This is a genomic window from Paenibacillus oryzae, from assembly GCF_001675045.1.
Classification (GTDB): domain Bacteria; phylum Bacillota; class Bacilli; order Paenibacillales; family Paenibacillaceae; genus Pristimantibacillus; species Pristimantibacillus oryzae.
The window spans coordinates 1-18,518 of the sequence record NZ_LYPA01000017.1 but is presented as its reverse complement, the minus strand read 5'-3'; the positions used below and the strand labels follow the sequence as shown (position 1 = coordinate 18,518).

The following is an 18,518-nucleotide window of genomic DNA, read 5'->3' as shown; positions in this document are numbered from 1 at the left end:
GAGAGAACCTTCGTTGGGTAGCTATGTTTTCAACATCCAGTTTTTTGGAAGCATTGTGGGTCAAGCATAGTCAGCAGTGTCCGTTAAAGTGGGAATTAAGCGGAAACCGCCTATTTTTTTGCTTGTTATGGACAAGGCTGTCCGTTACAGGTTGGAATTTGTGCCAAAAACCGTTTTAACGGACATAATTGTCCGAATGGCGAGTGAGCGGTAAAAAGGACGGTGTGCAACAACTACAGTTGGTTTGAATGGGGGATTGCTTACCAAGCCAAAACCTCGTGGCCGGTTTCGGTTACCAGCACCATGGTTTCCCACTGCGCCGACGGTTTGCCATCGGATGTGTAGATCGTCCAGCCGTCGTTTTCATCGGTAAATACGTTGCGGCTGCCCATGTTGATCATCGGTTCTACCGTAAAAATCATGCCGGGAACCATCAGCATCCCCGTATCTCTCCGGGTCACATAGCCCACCCAAGGCTCCTCGTGGAACTCCAGGCCAATGCCATGTCCGCCGGCTTCTATGACGACGGAGTAGCCGTTTTTGCGGGCATGCTCGTTAATCGCCGCGCCTACATTTCCTATGCGCTGCCAAGGCTCAACCTGCTGCAAGCCCATTTCCATGCACTCTTTTGCCGTCTCAACGAGCCTTCTGTGCTCCTCCTTCACCTCGCCTATGGTGAACATTCTGGAGGAATCGGAGTAGTAGCCGTTATATTGCGTGGACACGTCCACGTTAATAATGTCACCGTCTTCAAGGACGACATCGGCGGAAGGAATGCCATGACAGACCTGATTGTTGATGGAGGTGCATACGCTTTTAGGGAAGCCTTCAAAATGAAGCTGCGCCGGCCTCCCGCCCAATTCGACGGTTTTATTATAAACAAGGGTATTGATGTCTTCGGTCGTCATTCCGGCAGTAATGTGCCGGGATACATGGTCCAGAATCGCCGTATTCACTTTGCCGCTTTCTCGAATGAATTGAATTTGCTCTGGCGTTTTGATAATAGAGCGGGGCGGCACGGTAATGCCTTTGGCCTTGAAGCTTCTCAGCTTCCCGTCGAATTCGGCATGGCATTTCTTGTATTTCAAGCCGCTTCCGCACCAGCAGGTTTGATTTCTTTCGATGGAATCCATATTGCCCCCCGGTCCCTGTTTAATTGAAGAACCATTAATTGTATAGAAGAATCATTCATTACATGGCAGAACCATTCATAATGTTGAGGATTGATTACCTTCCTCGTTCGGGACCAGATGCCATTTAGCAGAATTTATCCGTATGGCTGCTCCGATATTGCTTGGGCGTACATCCGTAATAGGCGGCAAAGGCTCTAGTAAAAGCCTCATGGGATGAAAATCCGTATTTCAGAGCGATATCAAGAAGCTTGCCGCTGCCCTTCGCGACCTCGCTGGCCGCATGTTGTATTCTCCGCTGCGCCACATATTGCTTATAGCTTATTTTCATAAAGGCATGGAACTTGGCGGAGCAATAGCCGGGCGAATAGCCTACATAAGCGGATAGCCGCTGCAAGGAAGGCTCCTTCGTAATATTGCCGTCAATCCATTGGACCATAGACTGCAGCGTCTGCGCGGACAATGGCGTTCACCTCGATTGTGTTGTTTATTATATCTATTTTAGCGGAAATTCGACGTTTATACTTGATCTTACTTCCACAAAGCGGAGGAAAGAACAGGAATTTAGACAGATAGGTTAGCAGCTTGGCCTTTGGTATAATATAGGATAAAAAATGAGAGGGCATGCATGCAATTCCGTATGGAGCAAATTATGCCGATAATCGGGTTGGCATAAACGCCCTAAACTACCTGAATCATCTTGGCGGGAGGAGTAATGGAATGGTAGAGGTGACAGAGTCATTCGTAGATTCGCTTGCGCCTAACAGCGCTGCGGCCAAAAACGGCCGCGATCTGGTGAAAAAAAATAAACTTTCGGGACTTTCCAAATCAGAGGACGGAGTCCTGTTATTCGGGAATTGCGCAGGCAGCGGAGCATCCGGCTATAGCTGCTCTGCGGATTTTAAAGAAGGCGATACGCCGGTATTCCGGTGCAATTGTCCAAGCCGCCAGTTTCCCTGCAAGCATGGGCTGGCGCTGCTGTACGCTTATGCCGGGGGCCAGACGTTTTCGGTAGCGGAGGTTCCCGCAGACCTGGAGGCCAAACGGGAGAAGGCTGAGCAGCGATCTGCCAAAAAAGCGGCGCAAGCCGAGGCGGCTATATCCGGCGAGGCGGAGGTCAAGCCGAAGAAGGTCAATAAATCAGCGTTAGCCAAAAAAATCAAGGCGCAGCTTCAAGGTCTGGATATGCTGGAGAAGCTGGTGCTGTCGCTGATTCGCGGCGGCTTGGGCACCGTGGACAAAAGAAGTCTCGCGGGCATCCGGGACGGTGTGAAGGAGCTTGGCAACAGCTATTTGCCTGGCGCGCAAAATGAGCTTCGGGCGCTTTCTATCCATCTGGAGGCCGCGCTGGCTGGCTCCGGGAACCAGGAGGCCGATTATACGGCTGCGATAGAGCAGTTGCTGCTAATCGGGGCATTGATTCGCAAGGGCCGTCCTTATTTGGAAGCCAAGCTGGAGGACCCGGAGCTTAAGCCGGATACGGAGACAGCGATTGAAGAGTGGCTAGGGCATGCCTGGCAGCTGTCCGAGCTGCAAGCCCATGGGCTTTTGCGGCAAAATCGGGAAATGATTCAGCTTTCTTTTATTAGCCATGATGATAAGTCCCGGGGCGAATTTGTAGATATCGGCTATTGGATGGAGCTGGAGAACGGGGAGATTCACCGTACCTTCAACTACCGGCCGTATAAAGCCGCCAAATATATTAAAGAAGAGGACAGCTTCTTCGATGCCGTTACAGCACAGGAGCTGTACATATACCCCGGCACATTCAATCGGCGCGTCCGCATGGAAAATCCGTCTTTTGCCCCGGTTGAAGAACGACATAGGACAAAAGTACGAGAAGCGGCGGAGATATCCATTGCGGATGCGGTCAAAAAAGTAAGAAACGAGCTGAAAAATCCGCTTGGCAACAAAAGCCCGGTTGTGCTGGTGCATGCCAAGTCCATTCAGGAAACAGAGGATGGCGGATTGGCCCTGCTGGACCGCGCCGGGGGCAAGCTGCAGCTTGATGATCACGCTGGCGGATGGAAAAGCACGCTCCATCTGCTGCGAATTTTGCCAAAGGCCGAGCTTGAGGATGCAGCTTTTCTGCTGCTGCTCCGCCATGATCCTGGCCAATTCCGCCTTGTGGCGCAGCCCTTGTCGATTATTCATGAGACACATATCACCCGGCTTTTGTATTAAAGCCTGCTTATACGCATTAATCAGGAGGTTAGGATATGAGCGTAGCGCTTTTAAAGGAGTTATATAACGAGACAACACGGCTGTATATCGCGGGAAGCGATTTGGCAAGCGGGGATTTTCGTCTGAAGCGGCTTATTCCCCAGCTTATGCAGGCAGGGGAGAAGGCGCCTGTTTTCAAAAAGCTGGGCGAAGGAGCGCAGGAGCTGGTAGAGCCTTCTGCGGAGGATGGCCGTTCCTCCGCGCTCAAGCTGCAGGAGCTGACGCTGCTGCTTAGCTCTGTGCTCCACACCCAAGGAAGCTTTGCACCCGAAGGGGAGCTGCATGAGATGGAGACTGTGCCTGTCGGGTTGTCCACAACGAAGTCGTATCGCCGTCTGGCGGAGGTGCGAGAGGCATTGGATACAACCGGCGGCGGCCGTTACGAAATTGTCAGGCAGGGTTTCGAAGACGGATTGTTTCAGGATTTGCGATTGGTTATACCCGCCATTGACGCGTTAAATGACCCTTATGCCGACCTGGCGGAATATGCAAAAAATGAAATGCTGCCTGCCTATGGCGAAACCATCCTGCCGCTGCTCCGCGCCCGCTTTAATCTGACGGGAGGCAAAAGTGATGCCAGAATGATCGAAGTGATCGCCAAGCTATGCAAAAACGATGACGAACTGGCAGAGGTCCGCCATGCGGCTGCTGAAGGCTCAGAGGCCGTCAGAGTGGCGGCCATCCCCTATCTGGCGGGACGTGCTGCCTATGAAGCCGATCTGCTGCAATGGACTACGGAGGGGAAAAAAGGGATAAGGGAAGCTGCATATGCCGCATTGGCGCATAGCAATAGCGAGGCTGCGCAGGCAAGACTGTACGAAGCCTTTGCCGGAAAGGATGCGGCGTTGGCTGCTTCCGGGCTGGCGGGTCTTGCCGAAAGCCCGATAGCCGCGAGACTCGCCGTTGACGCAATGGGGCTGTTGGAGCAGGCTGTTGCGGATTCGGGCACATTTTCAGGAGACAGCAAGAAGCTCGCTCCGTTAAGAGAACGGCTGGATGCTTACCGCGATGCCTTTTACAACAAAAGGGGCGAAGAGCTGGATCGTTTTTTCCACAAGGTGCTGGATTCGGTCGCAAGCCTGCAGAAGCTGGGCTGGACGGGGTATTTGCACGATGCCGCTCGTTATGTGTCGGAAACGCCGTCCATAACCGTATTGGAGAAGCTTCGCAAGCTGGAGAAGGTAAATGCGAACTTCCTTTCTTATGCGTTTGAGATGTCAGTGGCGCTGCTGTCGCCTGCGGAAATATTCGACCATTATTCTGCTTACAGCAAAGGCGTGTACAAGGATACCCTGATTAGCAGTATGGAGCAATATCTTGTTCCTAGCTCATGGCAGACGGTCCCCAACATTTGGAATGAGGAGCAGGACTACACTTATATTACAACCATCCTGCCGGAGCAGGAGCTTGAAAGGAAATGGGATGACCGCTGGCTGCTATGGTCCATTGAACGGGGTCACGCGGTGCTTGCTGCTTCGTTTGTCCGCTCGTCCAAAGCGGCTTCCGGACAGCTGGAGCCGGATTATACGCCGGAATTTTTGCTGGAGGCACTGTCAAAATCGACAAGCGGCAGATACGATCATTTCTCCGTTATTTGGGAAGGCCTGCGCCGGTGCGGCACGGATGTTTCCATTATGCGGGAGACGATGGTGGCTTCTCTGGAGAAGCAAAAATCACTTCCGTACCGTTTGGATCGCGGATTGTTCCTGGAGCTGATGAATTTGCCGGAGTCTTATCGCGAGCGGCTGTCGGCTTTGCAGCAGAGGTTAGATTCTTATTCAGGCAAGCAGATGCAATATATTCTGGATCGAATGAGCGAGGTGCAAGCATAAATGAACGGAAATGAGCAGCAATTGCAGGATGTGCTTCGACTGCCCGCCGAGCAGCTTTATCGTCATGAGCTGGAGGCGTTGAAGGCGGCGGACAAGGGCAAGGTCCCGGCGGGCTGGCAGATGTCCCCGCAGGCTGTGTTGACCTTTATTACAGGCGGAGAAGCAGGCGGAACCCCCATCACGCCAAAATATATCGGCAACAAACGGCTGGTGGAGATGGCAATCGCCACGCTGGTGACGGATCGCGCCTTGCTGCTGATCGGGGAGCCGGGCACGGCCAAATCATGGCTTTCGGAAAATTTGACCGCCGCCATTTACGGCAATTCCGGCCTGGTTGTTCAAGGCACGGCGGGCACAACGGAGGAGCATGTCCGCTATTCCTGGAACTACGCCATGCTGCTGGCGAACGGCCCTACGCCGGAGGCGCTGGTGCAAAGTCCCATCATGAGGGCGATGGAAGCAGGCGGCATTGCGCGGTTTGAGGAAATTTCCCGCAGCGCATCGGAGGTGCAGGATGCTCTGATCTCTATTTTGTCGGAAAAAACGATCTCCATCGCCGAGCTTGGCAAGGAGATGAACGCCCGCAAAGGCTTTTCCATCATTGCTACGGCGAATACCCGCGACCGGGGCGTTAATGAAATGTCGGCGGCGCTTAAGCGGCGTTTTAATATTATTGTTTTGCCTGCGCCGTCGGATTTGGAGACGGAAATCGAAATCGTACGCAAGCGCGTGAGCGAAATCGCGGCTCAATACGATCTGCAGGCGGCGGCTCCGGCCCATGACGCGCTGCTTAAGGTCGTGACGATTTTCCGAGAGCTGCGCAGCGGCATGTCGCTCGACAAGAAGGAGAAGATCAAATCGCCGGGCGGCGCGATTTCGACCGCCGAAGCGATTTCGCTTCTTACGGGAAGCATGGCGCTTGCCGCAAGCTTCGGCGATGGAGAGATCCGTGATGCCGATTTGGCTGCGGGGCTGCAAGGAGCCATCGTCAAGGATGATGACAAGGATAAGCTGGTTTGGCAGGAATACATCAACAATGTGATGAAGAAACGGGGCAGTGACTGGCGCGGGCTGTATGCGGCCTGCAAGGAGCTTAATCCATGAGTGCGGTCGGAACCGCAGGCGTACACGTCTTCGGTGTCCGGCACTTGTCTCCCGGCGGGGCGTGGCATCTGCTGCGTTTTCTGGATGAGGTCAAGCCTACCGCCGTGCTGGTGGAGGGCCCGTCCGACGCCAGCTCCGAAATCCGGCATATCGTCCGGAACGAAACGGTGCCGCCAATCGCAATACTCGCCTATACGGATCAGGTGCCTGTTCATACCGTATTATGGCCGTTTGCGTCGTATTCGCCGGAATATGCCGCGCTTAAGTGGGCGGACCGGAATGGCGCTGAATCCGCTTTTATCGATCTGCCCTCCAGCGTGACGCTGGCGCTGCGCAGCGCTAGGCAGAAGGAGGCGCCGGAGGGCGCCGGCGACAAGCTGCCGGACGGTGAGTCGGAGGCTTTGGATGAAGATGCCAATGCCGGGCAGCCGAGGGATGCCGAGGAGCAGTCAAGCAATGCTGATTCCAAGCAGCCGGGCAGCACTGATGCTATACCATCAGCCGGAGCTGACGATGAGTCCAGTCGCTCAGGCTCGCCGGAGGTTTCGCTGTACGAGCGGGTTGCTGCTCTGGCCGGGGAGCCGGATTACGATACCTATTGGGAGCGCCATTACGAGCATAATTTGTCGCCGGATGTTTACCGCCAGACGGTTAAAGCCTTTTCGTCCTCTATGCGGAGCTTGACCATCGCGGGCGAGAGGGAGCAAGCTGTTCATGAGTTTGCTCATAATGCGGTGCGGGAGAGCTATATGAAGCGGGGCATCCAGGAAATGATCGATGCAGGACATAAGCCGGATAAAATCGTTGTCGTGTGCGGAGCGTACCATGCGGAAGCGCTGGAGAACACGGACGGAGCCATGACGGATGCGGAGCTGAAGACGCTCCCGTCTGTGTCCTCCAAGCTGACCATGATGCCGTATTCCTATTTCCGGCTATCCTCTTTGTCCGGCTACGGCGCGGGCAATAATGCCCCCGGCTATTACGAAGCCATGTGGCAGGCCATGCAGGAGGGAACGCTGGAGGGGCTGCCCCATGTTTATTTGTCCGCAGTGGCTGCGCGCCTGCGGGAAAGCGGCACGTTTCGCTCCACAGCGGAGGTCATTGAAGCGGTTCGCATGGCGGAAAGCCTCGCGGCTTTGCATGGCGGAAGCCAGCCCGCGCTTGTTGATTTGCGCGATGCAGCCAAGACGCTGCTGGGGCGCGGAGAGCTGTCTGTTGTCGCTGATGCTTTAGCCTTTATGGATGTGGGCACGGGCATCGGCGCTTTGGCGGAGGGTGTCAGTCAGACGCCTGTCCAGGATGACCTGAATCGCCAGCTGAAGGAGCTGAAGCTCGACAAGTACCGCACAACCGTTGCCCAGGAGCTGACGCTGGATCTTCGCGAAAATCGCAGAGTGAAGTCCGAAGCCGCTGCTTTCCTGGATTTGAACCGCTCCTTCCTGCTGCACAGGCTTGCCCTGATTGGCATTTCCTTGGCGCAGGTTAAGCCAAGCAGTCAGCAGGAGGCGAGCTGGGCGGAGCATTGGGTGCTGCAATGGAGTCCCGAAGCGGAAATTCAGACGGTCGAAGCCAGCCTGATGGGAGAAACGATAGAAATCGCGGCTGCCCGCACGCTTAGCCAAAAGCTGGCGGCATGCACCGCTATAGCAGAGGCCTCCTCCCTTATTCGCACGGCCTGCCTGTGCGGAATGGCCTCGCAGCTCGCCGCCAGCTTAACCGCGCTGGATGCGCTCGCCGCCGATAGCCGGGATGTGGTGCAGCTGGCTGCTGCTATATCCGAGCTGTCCAAGGCCGTTTCTTACGGAGATGTGCGTCGGATGGATACAGCGCCGCTGCTGCCTCTTCTGGAGAAGCTGTTTCTGCGGGCCAGCCTGTTTTTGCTGGAGGCCAGCGGCTGCAATGACGAAGCGGCCATGGGCATGATGGAAGCGATCGGCAGTCTGCATAACGCAGCTCAGGAGCATGCCGGACAGGTGGATGAGGAGCTGTGGCTTGCCAAGCTGACAGAGCTATCGTCGCGGGATGACCGCAACCCGCGCTTATCGGGGCTGGCTTGCGCCATTCTGATGGAGCGGGGCGTATTAAGCGCCGAGGCGTGCGAGCAGGAGGTATCGCGCCGCCTGTCGCCAGGCATTCCGGCAGAGCTTGGGGCAGGCTGGTTTGAGGGGCTGGCGCAGCGCAACCGTTATGCGCTTGTATCGCGCATTGCGCTGTGGGAGCAGCTGAATGCCTATATTGCAGGTCTGGAGAAGGAGCAGTTTGCGAGAGCGCTGGTGTTTCTGCGGCGGGCGTTCAGCGTGTTTGCCCCTCGCGAAAAAACGATGGTGGCGGAGGTGCTGGGCGAGCTGTGGGGAGTGGACGCCGGCCAGGCTGCCGAGCTATTGTCCGGCGAGTTGAACGAGCAGGAAGAGAAGCAAATTGAGGAGCTGAATGAATTTGACTTTGAGGACTTCTGATCATGAGCGCTGAGGTGGATAAGGAAATCTGGTCGCGCTGGCGTCTGGTGCTGGGCAAGGAAGCCGAATCAAAGCTAACGGAGCTTGGCGGCGGCTCCTCGTGCCTGTCTCCTGAAGAAATCATTATGGATGAAGCTCTTGCCGCCATTTATGACAATACCACTGGCGGGGTAGAAGGAGGCGGCTCTGCAGGCGGACGAGGCGGCAACGGGCCGTCGGCTCCCCGGCTGGCCAAATGGCTGGGCGATGTTCGCAGCTTGTTTCCGGAGGAAGTGGTGTCCATCATTCAGGGAGACGCCATGGAGCGAAAGGGCTGGAAGCAGCTGCTGTTCGAGCCCGAGCTGCTGGCCTCCGTCAAGCCGGATATCGGGATGGTAGGCACGTTATTGTCGCTGAAGGGCAAAATTCCCGAAAAAACCAAGGATACCGCAAGACAGCTTGTGCAAGCTGTCGTTGAGGAGCTGCAAAGACGGCTTGAGCATGATCTTCGCCGCGCCGTTACGGGAGCGCTAAACCGCCGGCAGCATTCCCCACTGCCGTCTCTGACGGGAATCGACTGGGGCAGGACGATCCGCCGCAACCTGAAAAACTACGATAGCGAGCGGCGGCAGATTATTCCGGAGAAAATGTACTATTTTGACCGGGCAAAGCGCAATAAGGAATGGACGATTATCGTGGATATCGACCAGAGCGGCTCCATGGCGGATTCCGTCATATGGGCCTCTGTTATTGCTTCGATTTTCGCCAGTATGCCCGCGCTGGATACGCGGGTCGTCGCCTTTGATACTCAGGTGGTGGATTTGACGGAGCAATGTGAAAACGACCCTGTCGATATGCTTTTTGGCATTCAGCTTGGCGGTGGTACGGATATCAACAAGTCGGTGCAATATTGCGAGCAGTTTATTACGGAGCCGAAAAAAACGATGTTTATTCTTATTTCGGACCTGTGCGAAGGCGGCAATCAGGCGGGACTGATCCGAAGAATGCGGGAGCTGCGTGAGGCTGGCGTGCAAACGATGTGTCTGCTGGCGCTGTCGGATCAGGGTCAGCCCTATTACGACGAGCGGGTGGCGAAGCAGTTTGCGCGGGACGGCACGCCTTCCTTCGCCTGTACGCCGGGCATGCTTCCGGCGCTGGTGGAGGGAGCGCTCAAGGGCGACGACTTGTCGGCGTTATCCGCCAAATTGACCTCCACAAGAAAGGATTAAGGCCGATAAGACGTTGGAAGAATGCAAACGATTTTGATAGAGCCCTCAGAGCAGGAAAAAAAGCATCTCTTTTTTTCGACGGCGGCAGTTGCCGTAAAAGGGTATTGGTCATTACTTTTGAATTGGCATCTGGGTTATAATGGACCTAAAACCTACTGGCGGTGATTCGTCTGGAAACTTCTCGGCAGAATAAGGAATCGTGGAATAGCGGGGCATATCAAGCATGGATCAACCGGTTTGGTCATCCCGCTGAAGCTGCGATGAAGATAAAGCATGACCCGAAAAAAAGAATTGGCAAAGCCTTGGATTTTTTCGGAGATGTCAAAGATAAGAAAATCGCGAATCTGCTTGGCTCAAATGGGAATAAGGCTGTCGCATTGGCATTATTAGGTGCAAACGTTACCGTAGTGGACTTTTCTTCTGAGAATGAAAAGTATGCACTAGAGATAGCCGATGCTGCGGGCGTTCCTATACAATACGTTTTATCCGACGTGCTGGAGTTGCCGGCTGAAATGTTAACGGGTGGCTTCGATATTGTATATATGGAACATGGGATTCTTCACTACTTCATGGATTTAGAGGCGTTGTTTAAAGTGGTACACGCCCTTCTTCACCCCGGTGGAGTGCTGGTGTTACAAGATTTCCATCCAGTGACGACAAAGTTAATTTCATCACGGGGTACAACAGCCAATATCCGGAAGCATAAAGTAACGGGCGACTACTTCGATACGTCATTAGAGGAAAAAGAAATTTCCTTTTCAAAATTTGTGAACGATAGCGGCCAGACGCAGAAAGTCCTTATACGGAACTGGACCCTCGGAGAGATTGTTACGTCCATTGCAAGCAGCAGGCTATGTATAAAGGTTCTTGAAGAACTGCCTAATCAATCTTCAGACGTCTTCGATAAAGGCATCCCCAAAACGTTCACTATTGTTGCAGAAAAGCTGTAAATGAAAGGGGCTGTCCGAAAAGTCACGTGAAACGAATAGCTATTCAGCAGAGAGGACCGGAGGGGAAAGGGTGTCTTGAGGGCGAGTTTTTTTGTCTGCTTTTATCCACTAAAACACAGGATCAAAATAAAGCGGACAAATAGGTTTGAGCTTCCAAGACACCCTTTTCCTGCAGATACCGGTTTTGCTGAATATTTATTCACCGAAATAGACTTTTCGGACAGCCCCTACTTTTTTTATGCAATGAATTGCTTAACCCAGCACAACCTCGACTTGATAAGTGCCGCCGCTGCCGGATACCGGAATGGTATTGCCCTCAAGAGCCTTGCCGTCTACGGTGAGTGAGGCGACGCCCTTCGATACGCCGTTTGGATTGGAGATTGCAATGTTGAACGTATTGCCGCGGAATTCGCGAACAATGGAGAAGCCGTTCCAGTCCTTCGGAATACAAGGATCGATTCTTAAGCCGTCGAAATCGGCCTGGATGCCAAGAATGGATTGCGTGATGGCGATGTAGTTCCAAGCCGCTGTTCCCGTCAACCAGGAGTTTTTGGCTTCGCCATGGCGCACGGCGTCTCTGCCCGCGATCATTTGCGCGTAGACGTAAGGCTCCATGCGATGGATTTCGCTGATTTCCTCCAGGTAAGCCGGCGCGATTTTGCGATATAGCTCAAACGCGCGGTCTCCGTTGCCAAGCACCGTTTCGGCGATCATGATCCACGGATTGTTGTGACAGAAAATACCCGCATTTTCCTTATATCCCGGCGGATAAGACGAAATTTCGCCCAGATTGAGATAATATTTGGAATAAGGCGGCGTTTGCAGAATAATGCCGTAATCCGTTTCCAGATGCTCCTCGACAGATTGCAGCGCTTTTGCTGCCAAACCTTCCTCTACGCCGATTCCGGCCATAACGCAGAAGCCTTGCGGCTCGATAAAGATTTTGCCTTCGTCGTTTTCCTTGCTTCCGATTTTGTTGCCGTAATGGTCGTAAGCGCGCAGGAACCAGTCGCCGTCGAAGCCATGCTCCAGCGTCGTTTTTCTCATGGACTCAATATGAGCCTGGGCTTGCTCGGCTTCCTCATGCAGACCTCTGCGTTTGCACAGCTCTACATAATCCGGTCCAACAAACACGAACAATCCCGCAATAAAGACGGATTCCGCCACGCGCCCTTCGATGTTGGCCGTCGTTTGGAAGCTTTCGCCCGGCTCCTTGGAGAAGCAGTTCAGGTTGAGGCAGTCGTTCCAGTCGGCGCGTCCGATGAGCGGCAAGCCATGCGGTCCCAGATTGTGAATGACGTGGAAGAAGGAGCGCTTCAAATGCTCGAACAGCGTAGCCGTGTTGTCCGGGTTGCTGTCGAACGGCACTTGCTCGTCGAGAATGCTGTAATCTCCGCTTTCCTTAATATAGGCGGCTGTGCCCAAAATGAGCCAGAGCGGATCGTCGTTAAAGCCGCTGCCGACCTCGTTATTGCCTTTTTTGGTGAGCGGCTGATATTGGTGATAGGCGCTTCCGTCCTCGAATTGGGTGGAGGCGATGTCGATAATGCGCTCGCGCGCTCTCTCCGGAATTTGATGGACAAAGCCCAGCAAATCCTGGTTGGAATCGCGGAAGCCCATGCCGCGTCCGATGCCGGATTCGAAATAGGAGGCGGAGCGGGACATGTTGAACGTCACCATACATTGATACGGATTCCAGATGTTAACCATCCGGTTCAGCTTGTCATCAGGCGCTGTGAGCGTATATTTCGACAGCAGGCCATCCCAGTAGGAGGCAAGCTCAGCCATTGCTTTGTCTACGCCTTCGTCGGTAGCGAATTGGTCAATCATGGCTTGCGCTCTTGTTTTGTTGATGACGCCGGGGGATTCCCATTTTTCCTCTTCCGGATTTTCGATGTAGCCAAGTACAAATACAAACGTTTTTTCTTCGCCCGGCTGCAACGAAATGTTGATTCCGTGCGAGGCGATCGGCGACCAGCCGCTGGCAACCGAATTGGCGGATTTGCCTTCTGCTACGACCGCAGGCGTATCCAGGCCGTTGTAAGCGCCAAGGAAGCTGTCGCGGTCGGTGTCAAAGCCGTCTACTTCGGTGTTGACCGAGAAGAAGGAGTAGTGGTCGCGGCGCTCGCGGTATTCGGTTTTATGGTATATGACAGAGCCTTTGATCTCTACCTCGCCTGTGCTCAGATTGCGCTGGAAGTTGGTCATATCGTCATTGGCATTCCACAAGCAAAATTCTACAAAGGAAAACAGCTTCACATCTTTTGGAGCATCGGATACGTTGGAAACGGTCAATTGATGGACTTCGCCGGTAACGCCAAGCGGGACAAATTGAAGCTGCTTGACGCGGAGGTCGTTACGCTCCCCAGTAATGGAGGTGTAGCCCAGTCCGTGACGGCACTCATAGAAGTCCAGGTCGCGCTTCACAGGCATCCAGCCCGGCGTCCAATAATCGCCTTGATCATGAATGTAATAATAGCGCCCGCCGTTATCAAGCGGAATATTGTTGTACCGGTAACGAGTCAGCCTTCTTAGTCTGGCATCGCGATAGAAGCAATAGCCGCCGCCCGTATTGGATACAAGGCCGAAGAAGTTTTCGGAGCCGAGATAGTTGATCCAGGGGTAAGGCGTTTTCGGAGTTTCAATAACATATTCCTTGTTTGCATCATCAAAATGACCAAATTTCATGTGTATCGTGCTCCTTTAATGGTTTTGTGAACGCGCGTTTACAAAAGCCTGAAGGAAATCCCTAATCCCTGCTCCGCTGGTCCGGAGAGGGAAAGGGGCGATGAGAAACTAGCTGTTCAAGTAAGTATGTGTATCGCAGCCGCGTTAGAGGTCTCCTTACAGCTCCCTGCAGGAATCCCGTACCACGAGCGGTGCGGGAAAGCTTACTGTGCTGAAGGCGGTGACGGTCTGCTCGCATAGAGCAACCACCTTTTGCACCGCTTCCTTGGACATATCGTAGATAGGCACCCGGACGGTAGTCAGCTTGGGCACAAGCTGCGCTGCGATGGGGCCGTCATCGAAGCCTACGATGGAGATGTCCTCCGGAATGGAGAGGCCGAATTCCTTGAACGCCTCGTAGGCCGCGGCCGCCATATCGTCGTTGGCCGCAAAAAATGCGGTAGGCAGTTCCTGGCCGGAGGCCAGAAGGCCGCGTACTTCATGATAGGCATTTTGCTTCAGGAAGTCCCCGTTCAAAATATAGCCCTTCTCAACCGACAGTCCGTTTCTCTGCAGCACGGATTCGTAGGCCTTGAAGCGCTCGGCCCCTGAAAACGTATTCACAGAGCCGTTGATCATGCCGATTTTGCGATGGCCGAGAGAGATCAAATAGTCAACGGCTTCCGCCGCTCCGTCGTAATCCTTGGAGTTGATGACAGACACATTGCTTTTGTCCAAGCGGCTCGCAATAATTTCGCCAATGTCGTAATCGATGAGGACGATCGGCGCTTCCAGACCGACCAGCTCCCGGATCACGTCAACCTCTTTGCGGGTGCCTACCAGAATGCCGCCGTCAATGCGCTTTTGCAGGCAGGCCTGCTTGACCTTCTGATAGTCTTCCAGCGTATAAAGAGTATGAATCAGTACATAGTAGCCTAGCGAGTTGGCCGTATCCACCACCGATTCGACAAAGGGGGCAAAATAGTTGTTTTGATAAATACGATGGGTGGAGAATTTGTCGGCTGTGCTGACAACAAACAGCCCTATCGTATTGGTCCCCTTCCCAGCCAGCGCTCTGGCGTAGGTGTTGGGCTGATAGTGGTGCTGTTGAATAACCTTCAGCACCTTCTCGCGCGTTTCCGGCGGCACGTTTGGGTAGTTGTTGATGACCCTGGAAACCGTGCTTCGGGACACGCCAGCCAATTTCGCAATATCTTCGCTGCGCATAATGCCTCCTTCTGATTCCTGAACGCGCGTTTATGAATCAATTGTATGATAAATCCAGCCGCGTTTCAAGCGATTTCCATCCGGTTTATAAAGTGATTATAATAGGTGGCGTAAAGATATTCCATGACGTGAACGGGGGATGATGATGGAGAAGGATTTACTGGAGCAAATTTTGGCATGGCACGAGGATGAGCAATACGATGCAATCATTAAAGCGATTACGAACATTCCCGTTTCTGAAAGAAGTTATGAGCTTATAGGACAGCTGGGGAGGGCGCTCAACAATGCCGAGCGTTACCGTGAAGCGCTTGAGCAGCTTGAAAGCGTGGCGGAGCAAGGGCAAAATGACGCCGTCTGGCATTTTCGGATGGGCTATTCCTATTGTCATCTAGCGCTCTACGATAAAGCGCTGGAAGCGTTTGAACGAGCGGACGAGCTGGAGCCCGATGATGAATACACGCTGCAGTTTTTGGAGGAGCTGCGGCCCAAAGCGGCAAAAATGGAGGAAATGCGGCAGCGCTGGGCCGCTGATTGGGAAGCCGAACGCAAATCCGGGGCCAAGAACCCGTCAGCTTCTATCGGAGGCAGCGAAGCGGGTGTTCCCGGCGACGGGGTGAAGGCTGATAGCGGGCGTAGCGGGAAAGATGATGCAGCCGCTGTGAGGCAGCCGTTCGCAGGCTTTGATCTGGATTCATTCTGGGAGGCAAATTCCGAATATATAATCAAAGATATATTGTCCCAGCCGGCGGACGACGAGATGATCGCCTCCATTGAGCAGGAGCTGGGCTACAAGCTTCCGCAGTCCTACATAGCCTTGATGAAGACACAAAACGGCGGAGTCCCCGTTAATACAAGCTTTCCCACCACGGAGTCTACGTCCTGGGCGGAGGATCATATTTCCATTACCTCTATCATGGGCATTGGGCGCCAAAAGACGTATTCGCTAGCCGGCGATTTGGGGAGCCGGTTTATGATTGAGGAATGGGGATATCCCGATCTCGGCGTCGTGATCTGCGATTGTCCCTCTGCGGGACATGACGTGGTCATGCTGGATTACCGGTTTTGCGGGCCGGAAGGGGAGCCATCCGTTGTTCATGTGGATCAGGAAGGCGACTATGAAATTACTTATTTGGCCCATAGCTTTGAAGCCTTTGTGCGCGGCTTGGTGAATGACGAGGTCTTCGACACTTCTGAGGCTGACAAGGAGGAAGATTTGCGCATGGTGGCCGAGGCGCCGTTTTCGCCGTTGCTGGGGGAGCTGGTCGACAAGGCATCCTCTGAGGTGGAGGGGCTGGAGAGCAAAATCCGCCACATTTGTACGGAAATCGTTCAGGATAAGGGATATTTTGCGCTGCATGCCGATGAACGATCAATTCTGATGTACGATTTGCAATTTTGGCTCTACACGCTCAGCCATCCCGGTCCGACCCGGGAGAGCTATCTGGAGGATTACCCCGGAATGATTGCGTTTGGCGGTGAGTTCAGCACAGGCGGCTACGCTCCGGGATTTGTAACGGACTGGCTGGACGATCGCATCCACCAGGGCCGAATCGTTGTGCGTGATGGCAGCGTACTGGAGATGTCGGAGGCCGCGATCAAAGAGCTGCTTGCTCAGTTGAACTCTTAAAGGTTTATTTTATCGTATAAACGGGCGTTGGCTCTTGACCCTGGGAATGGATTGAATTTCCTGCAGAGTTGTATTAATATATCTATTAGATATGTATCTAATAGATATATTAAAGGAGACGTTTCTATGGGAAAATCCAACACGACGCTGTTTGCTGTTTTGGGAGTGCTGTCTCAAGGCGATTGCACGGGCTATGAAATCAAAAAGCGGTTTGACGGGTCTTTACGTCATTTCTGGAGCGAGAGCTTCGGACAGATTTATCCTGTCCTGAAGCAGCTGGTCAAGCAGGAATACGCAGAGGAGATTCCATTCCCGGACCGGACGCGGGGGCAAAAGAAGTTTCGGATTACGCCGCTTGGACTGGACTATTTTCGAGAATGGCTTAGCAATCCCGCAAGGGCGGTCAATTATCGGGATGAGCTTTTGCTAAAGGTGTATTTTGCGACCTCAAAGGACACGGATGCCGTTCAAGCGTTATTGGAAAAGGAACGGGATGAGTTCGCAGCCATGCATGACATCTATATGGAGCAGTCCAATTTGCTGGATAAGCATAAGGAGGATGAACAATATCCGTTCTGGATGCTGACGCTCCGTTACGGCATTATTTCCTCAAAGGCAAGAATGGATTGGTGTACGGAGTCTCTTGAAACACTTGAACGCCTCAAGGGCAATGGGGGCTCTAGTCATGAATGAAGACCATCTGCATGTCATAAATGGAACAGCTTTTCATGCTGCCATAGAAGGCGAAGGGACGCCGCTTGTGCTGCTGCATGGCGGGTATTCCAATCTGGCGGTTTGGGATGGGCATGTCGAGACGTTTGCGAAGGAGTTCCGGGTGCTTCGTTACGATCAGAGGGGATATGGCAAAACCGAGGCGGCTAAAGCTCCCTTTTCGTATTATCAGGATTTAAAAGACATGATGGACCATTTCGGCATCCAAAAAGCCAGTTTGGTCGGCTCGTCGTTTGGCGGCAGCGCGGCTATCGATTTTGCGCTGGCTTACCCGGACAGGGTGGAGAAGCTGGTGCTGGCTGCGCCTTCCGTCAATGGAACCAGGTATCCGTTAAGGCTGACCTGGCAAGGGATCAAAGATTTTATGCGGGTCAAAAAGCATGGAATCCAGCGAGCGGCGGAGCATTTTATGGATGATGCCTTTTGGCAATATACCATCCCGCAGGATGAAGCAGGCCGGCAGAAGTTTAAAGAGCTGTATTTGGCTAATGAAGCCTTTTATCAGGAGAAGCCATCCCATCATCGGCCATTGAAGCCTTATGCTGTCGGGCGCTTAAGTGAAATCGAGCACCCGGTTTTGATCGTGGAGGCTGGGCGCGACCTGGCGTTTAATCAAGGAATTTGCAGACAGGCGCATCGCTCCATAAAGGGCTCGAAGCTGGTCAGGCTGGAGCAATGCGGCCACTACCCTCATTTGGAGAGCCCTGCTGAATTTTTGGATACGGTTTTGCCTTTTTTGCGTTTTTCCTGATTTAACGAATTTCCTGATTTAACGAATTTTATGCTATCGGCGCTCAAAGCAAAAGCTCCCTGATGACTTCATGCCCTTGGCGGTCGATTTCTTCAAATCCAAGGGAGGCATACAGCCGTGCGGCACGTTCATTCTCGGGGCGGTGCCCGAGCCGGAGCTTGTCGGAGAGGCGAAGCTCGAGCAAATGGGCGATCAGGGCCAGCATGCCCGTCCGGCCATAGCCTGCGCCTTGAAATCTGGCATCAATCATATAGGCCATAATCCAGCAGATGCCGTCGTCGGGGTCGATTGCATGAACGGCGAAGCCGACGAGCTGATCCCCCGCATACATAGCCAGCGGCGTAAAGCCGCAATAGGCGGATTCCGCCAGCCAATAGACGGCTGGGACGGGAAATACCGATTTTTGATCTTTTGATGTGTCCAGCTGCGTAACGGCGTACCAGTTATTTTGGTCAACCGGGGTTAGCGTTAGCTTCATACAGAGCGCCTCCTGTCTTTTATACCTAATTGTGGGAGCTTTGACTGATGTCCATGACTTATGCAGTTCGTCCCAATTGATGGAAGTTTCATAGGTGTCATGCAAATGTACTCAAAAATCCTGAAAACCCCTT

14 protein-coding genes are annotated in these 18,518 nt (G+C 53.4%); 9 read left to right on the top strand and 5 right to left on the bottom strand.

What is annotated here, in order from left to right:
* Positions 1-260: 260 nt before the first annotated feature.
* Together A7K91_RS00285 and A7K91_RS00280 are read right to left on the bottom strand one after the other, a co-directional pair.
* Positions 261-1,133, bottom strand: a complete 873-nt coding sequence (locus A7K91_RS00285; RefSeq protein ID WP_068678504.1) for a methionyl aminopeptidase — start codon at positions 1,131-1,133, stop codon at positions 261-263.
* Between the two features lie 124 nt (positions 1,134-1,257).
* The gene (locus A7K91_RS00280) at positions 1,258-1,593 is read right to left on the bottom strand and encodes a helix-turn-helix transcriptional regulator (RefSeq protein WP_068678501.1); all 336 of its coding nucleotides are present in this window, start codon (positions 1,591-1,593) and stop codon (positions 1,258-1,260) included.
* Between the two features lie 257 nt (positions 1,594-1,850).
* Here A7K91_RS00280 and A7K91_RS00275 point away from each other — a divergent pair, with 257 nt between their 5' ends.
* The 6 genes from A7K91_RS00275 to A7K91_RS00250 all read left to right on the top strand — a co-directional run bounded on the left by A7K91_RS00275 (position 1,851) and on the right by A7K91_RS00250 (position 10,903).
* Positions 1,851-3,314 (top strand): SWIM zinc finger family protein, encoded by a 1,464-nt coding sequence (locus A7K91_RS00275; protein WP_068678499.1) that lies wholly within the window; start codon positions 1,851-1,853, stop codon positions 3,312-3,314.
* Between the two features lie 35 nt (positions 3,315-3,349).
* Positions 3,350-5,185 (top strand): helix-turn-helix domain-containing protein, encoded by a 1,836-nt coding sequence (locus tag A7K91_RS00270; protein WP_068678497.1) that lies wholly within the window; start codon positions 3,350-3,352, stop codon positions 5,183-5,185.
* A complete protein-coding gene (locus A7K91_RS00265) occupies positions 5,186-6,289 on the top strand; it encodes an ATP-binding protein (protein WP_068678495.1) in 1,104 nt (367 codons plus the stop codon).
* Positions 6,286-8,745, top strand: coding sequence for a DUF5682 family protein (locus A7K91_RS00260; protein WP_068678493.1), 2,460 nt, complete (start codon positions 6,286-6,288; stop codon positions 8,743-8,745). The genes A7K91_RS00265 and A7K91_RS00260 overlap by 4 nt, the downstream gene beginning before the upstream one ends.
* Before the next feature lie 2 nt (positions 8,746-8,747).
* Positions 8,748-9,953: a VWA domain-containing protein gene (locus tag A7K91_RS00255; RefSeq protein WP_068678491.1), complete on the top strand. Its 1,206-nt coding sequence runs from the start codon at positions 8,748-8,750 to the stop codon at positions 9,951-9,953.
* Between the two features lie 170 nt (positions 9,954-10,123).
* Positions 10,124-10,903 (top strand): class I SAM-dependent methyltransferase, encoded by a 780-nt coding sequence (locus A7K91_RS00250; RefSeq protein WP_068678506.1) that lies wholly within the window; start codon positions 10,124-10,126, stop codon positions 10,901-10,903.
* 252 nt (positions 10,904-11,155) lie between these two features.
* Here A7K91_RS00250 and A7K91_RS00245 read toward each other — a convergent pair whose 3' ends face one another.
* Both A7K91_RS00245 and A7K91_RS00240 read right to left on the bottom strand, forming a co-directional pair.
* The gene (locus tag A7K91_RS00245) at positions 11,156-13,591 is read right to left on the bottom strand and encodes a glycoside hydrolase family 94 protein (protein ID WP_068678488.1); all 2,436 of its coding nucleotides are present in this window, start codon (positions 13,589-13,591) and stop codon (positions 11,156-11,158) included.
* A 156-nt stretch (positions 13,592-13,747) separates the two neighbouring features.
* Positions 13,748-14,797, bottom strand: a complete 1,050-nt coding sequence (locus A7K91_RS00240) for a LacI family DNA-binding transcriptional regulator (RefSeq protein ID WP_068678486.1) — start codon at positions 14,795-14,797, stop codon at positions 13,748-13,750.
* 145 nt (positions 14,798-14,942) lie between these two features.
* Here A7K91_RS00240 and A7K91_RS00235 point away from each other — a divergent pair, with 145 nt between their 5' ends.
* From A7K91_RS00235 to A7K91_RS00225, 3 genes are all read left to right on the top strand, one after another.
* Positions 14,943-16,424 (top strand): SMI1/KNR4 family protein, encoded by a 1,482-nt coding sequence (locus tag A7K91_RS00235; protein WP_068678484.1) that lies wholly within the window; start codon positions 14,943-14,945, stop codon positions 16,422-16,424.
* Between the two features lie 126 nt (positions 16,425-16,550).
* Positions 16,551-17,117 (top strand): PadR family transcriptional regulator, encoded by a 567-nt coding sequence (locus A7K91_RS00230; protein WP_068678482.1) that lies wholly within the window; start codon positions 16,551-16,553, stop codon positions 17,115-17,117.
* Positions 17,110-17,907, top strand: coding sequence for an alpha/beta fold hydrolase (locus tag A7K91_RS00225; RefSeq protein WP_068678480.1), 798 nt, complete (start codon positions 17,110-17,112; stop codon positions 17,905-17,907). Before A7K91_RS00230 ends, A7K91_RS00225 begins: the two co-directional genes overlap by 8 nt.
* 43 nt (positions 17,908-17,950) lie before the next feature.
* On the opposite strand, the gene A7K91_RS00220 is transcribed toward A7K91_RS00225, so the two are convergent.
* The gene (locus A7K91_RS00220) at positions 17,951-18,385 is read right to left on the bottom strand and encodes a GNAT family N-acetyltransferase (RefSeq protein WP_068678477.1); all 435 of its coding nucleotides are present in this window, start codon (positions 18,383-18,385) and stop codon (positions 17,951-17,953) included.
* Positions 18,386-18,518: the final 133 nt, after the last annotated feature.

Excerpts from the sequence above, each read along its gene's own strand:
- A7K91_RS00285 (WP_068678504.1), bottom strand. The coding sequence starts at position 1,133 with ATGGATTCCATCGAAAGAAATCAAACCTGCTGGTGCGGAAGCGGCTTG.
- A7K91_RS00275 (WP_068678499.1), top strand. The coding sequence starts at position 1,851 with ATGGTAGAGGTGACAGAGTCATTCGTAGATTCGCTTGCGCCTAACAGC.
- A7K91_RS00270 (WP_068678497.1), top strand. The coding sequence starts at position 3,350 with ATGAGCGTAGCGCTTTTAAAGGAGTTATATAACGAGACAACACGGCTG.
- A7K91_RS00265 (WP_068678495.1), top strand. The coding sequence starts at position 5,186 with ATGAACGGAAATGAGCAGCAATTGCAGGATGTGCTTCGACTGCCCGCC.
- A7K91_RS00260 (WP_068678493.1), top strand. The coding sequence starts at position 6,286 with ATGAGTGCGGTCGGAACCGCAGGCGTACACGTCTTCGGTGTCCGGCAC.
- A7K91_RS00255 (WP_068678491.1), top strand. The coding sequence starts at position 8,748 with ATGAGCGCTGAGGTGGATAAGGAAATCTGGTCGCGCTGGCGTCTGGTG.
- A7K91_RS00245 (WP_068678488.1), bottom strand. The coding sequence starts at position 13,591 with ATGAAATTTGGTCATTTTGATGATGCAAACAAGGAATATGTTATTGAA.
- A7K91_RS00240 (WP_068678486.1), bottom strand. The coding sequence starts at position 14,797 with ATGCGCAGCGAAGATATTGCGAAATTGGCTGGCGTGTCCCGAAGCACG.
- A7K91_RS00235 (WP_068678484.1), top strand. The coding sequence starts at position 14,943 with ATGGAGAAGGATTTACTGGAGCAAATTTTGGCATGGCACGAGGATGAG.
- A7K91_RS00230 (WP_068678482.1), top strand. The coding sequence starts at position 16,551 with ATGGGAAAATCCAACACGACGCTGTTTGCTGTTTTGGGAGTGCTGTCT.
- A7K91_RS00225 (WP_068678480.1), top strand. The coding sequence starts at position 17,110 with ATGAATGAAGACCATCTGCATGTCATAAATGGAACAGCTTTTCATGCT.
- A7K91_RS00220 (WP_068678477.1), bottom strand. The coding sequence starts at position 18,385 with ATGAAGCTAACGCTAACCCCGGTTGACCAAAATAACTGGTACGCCGTT.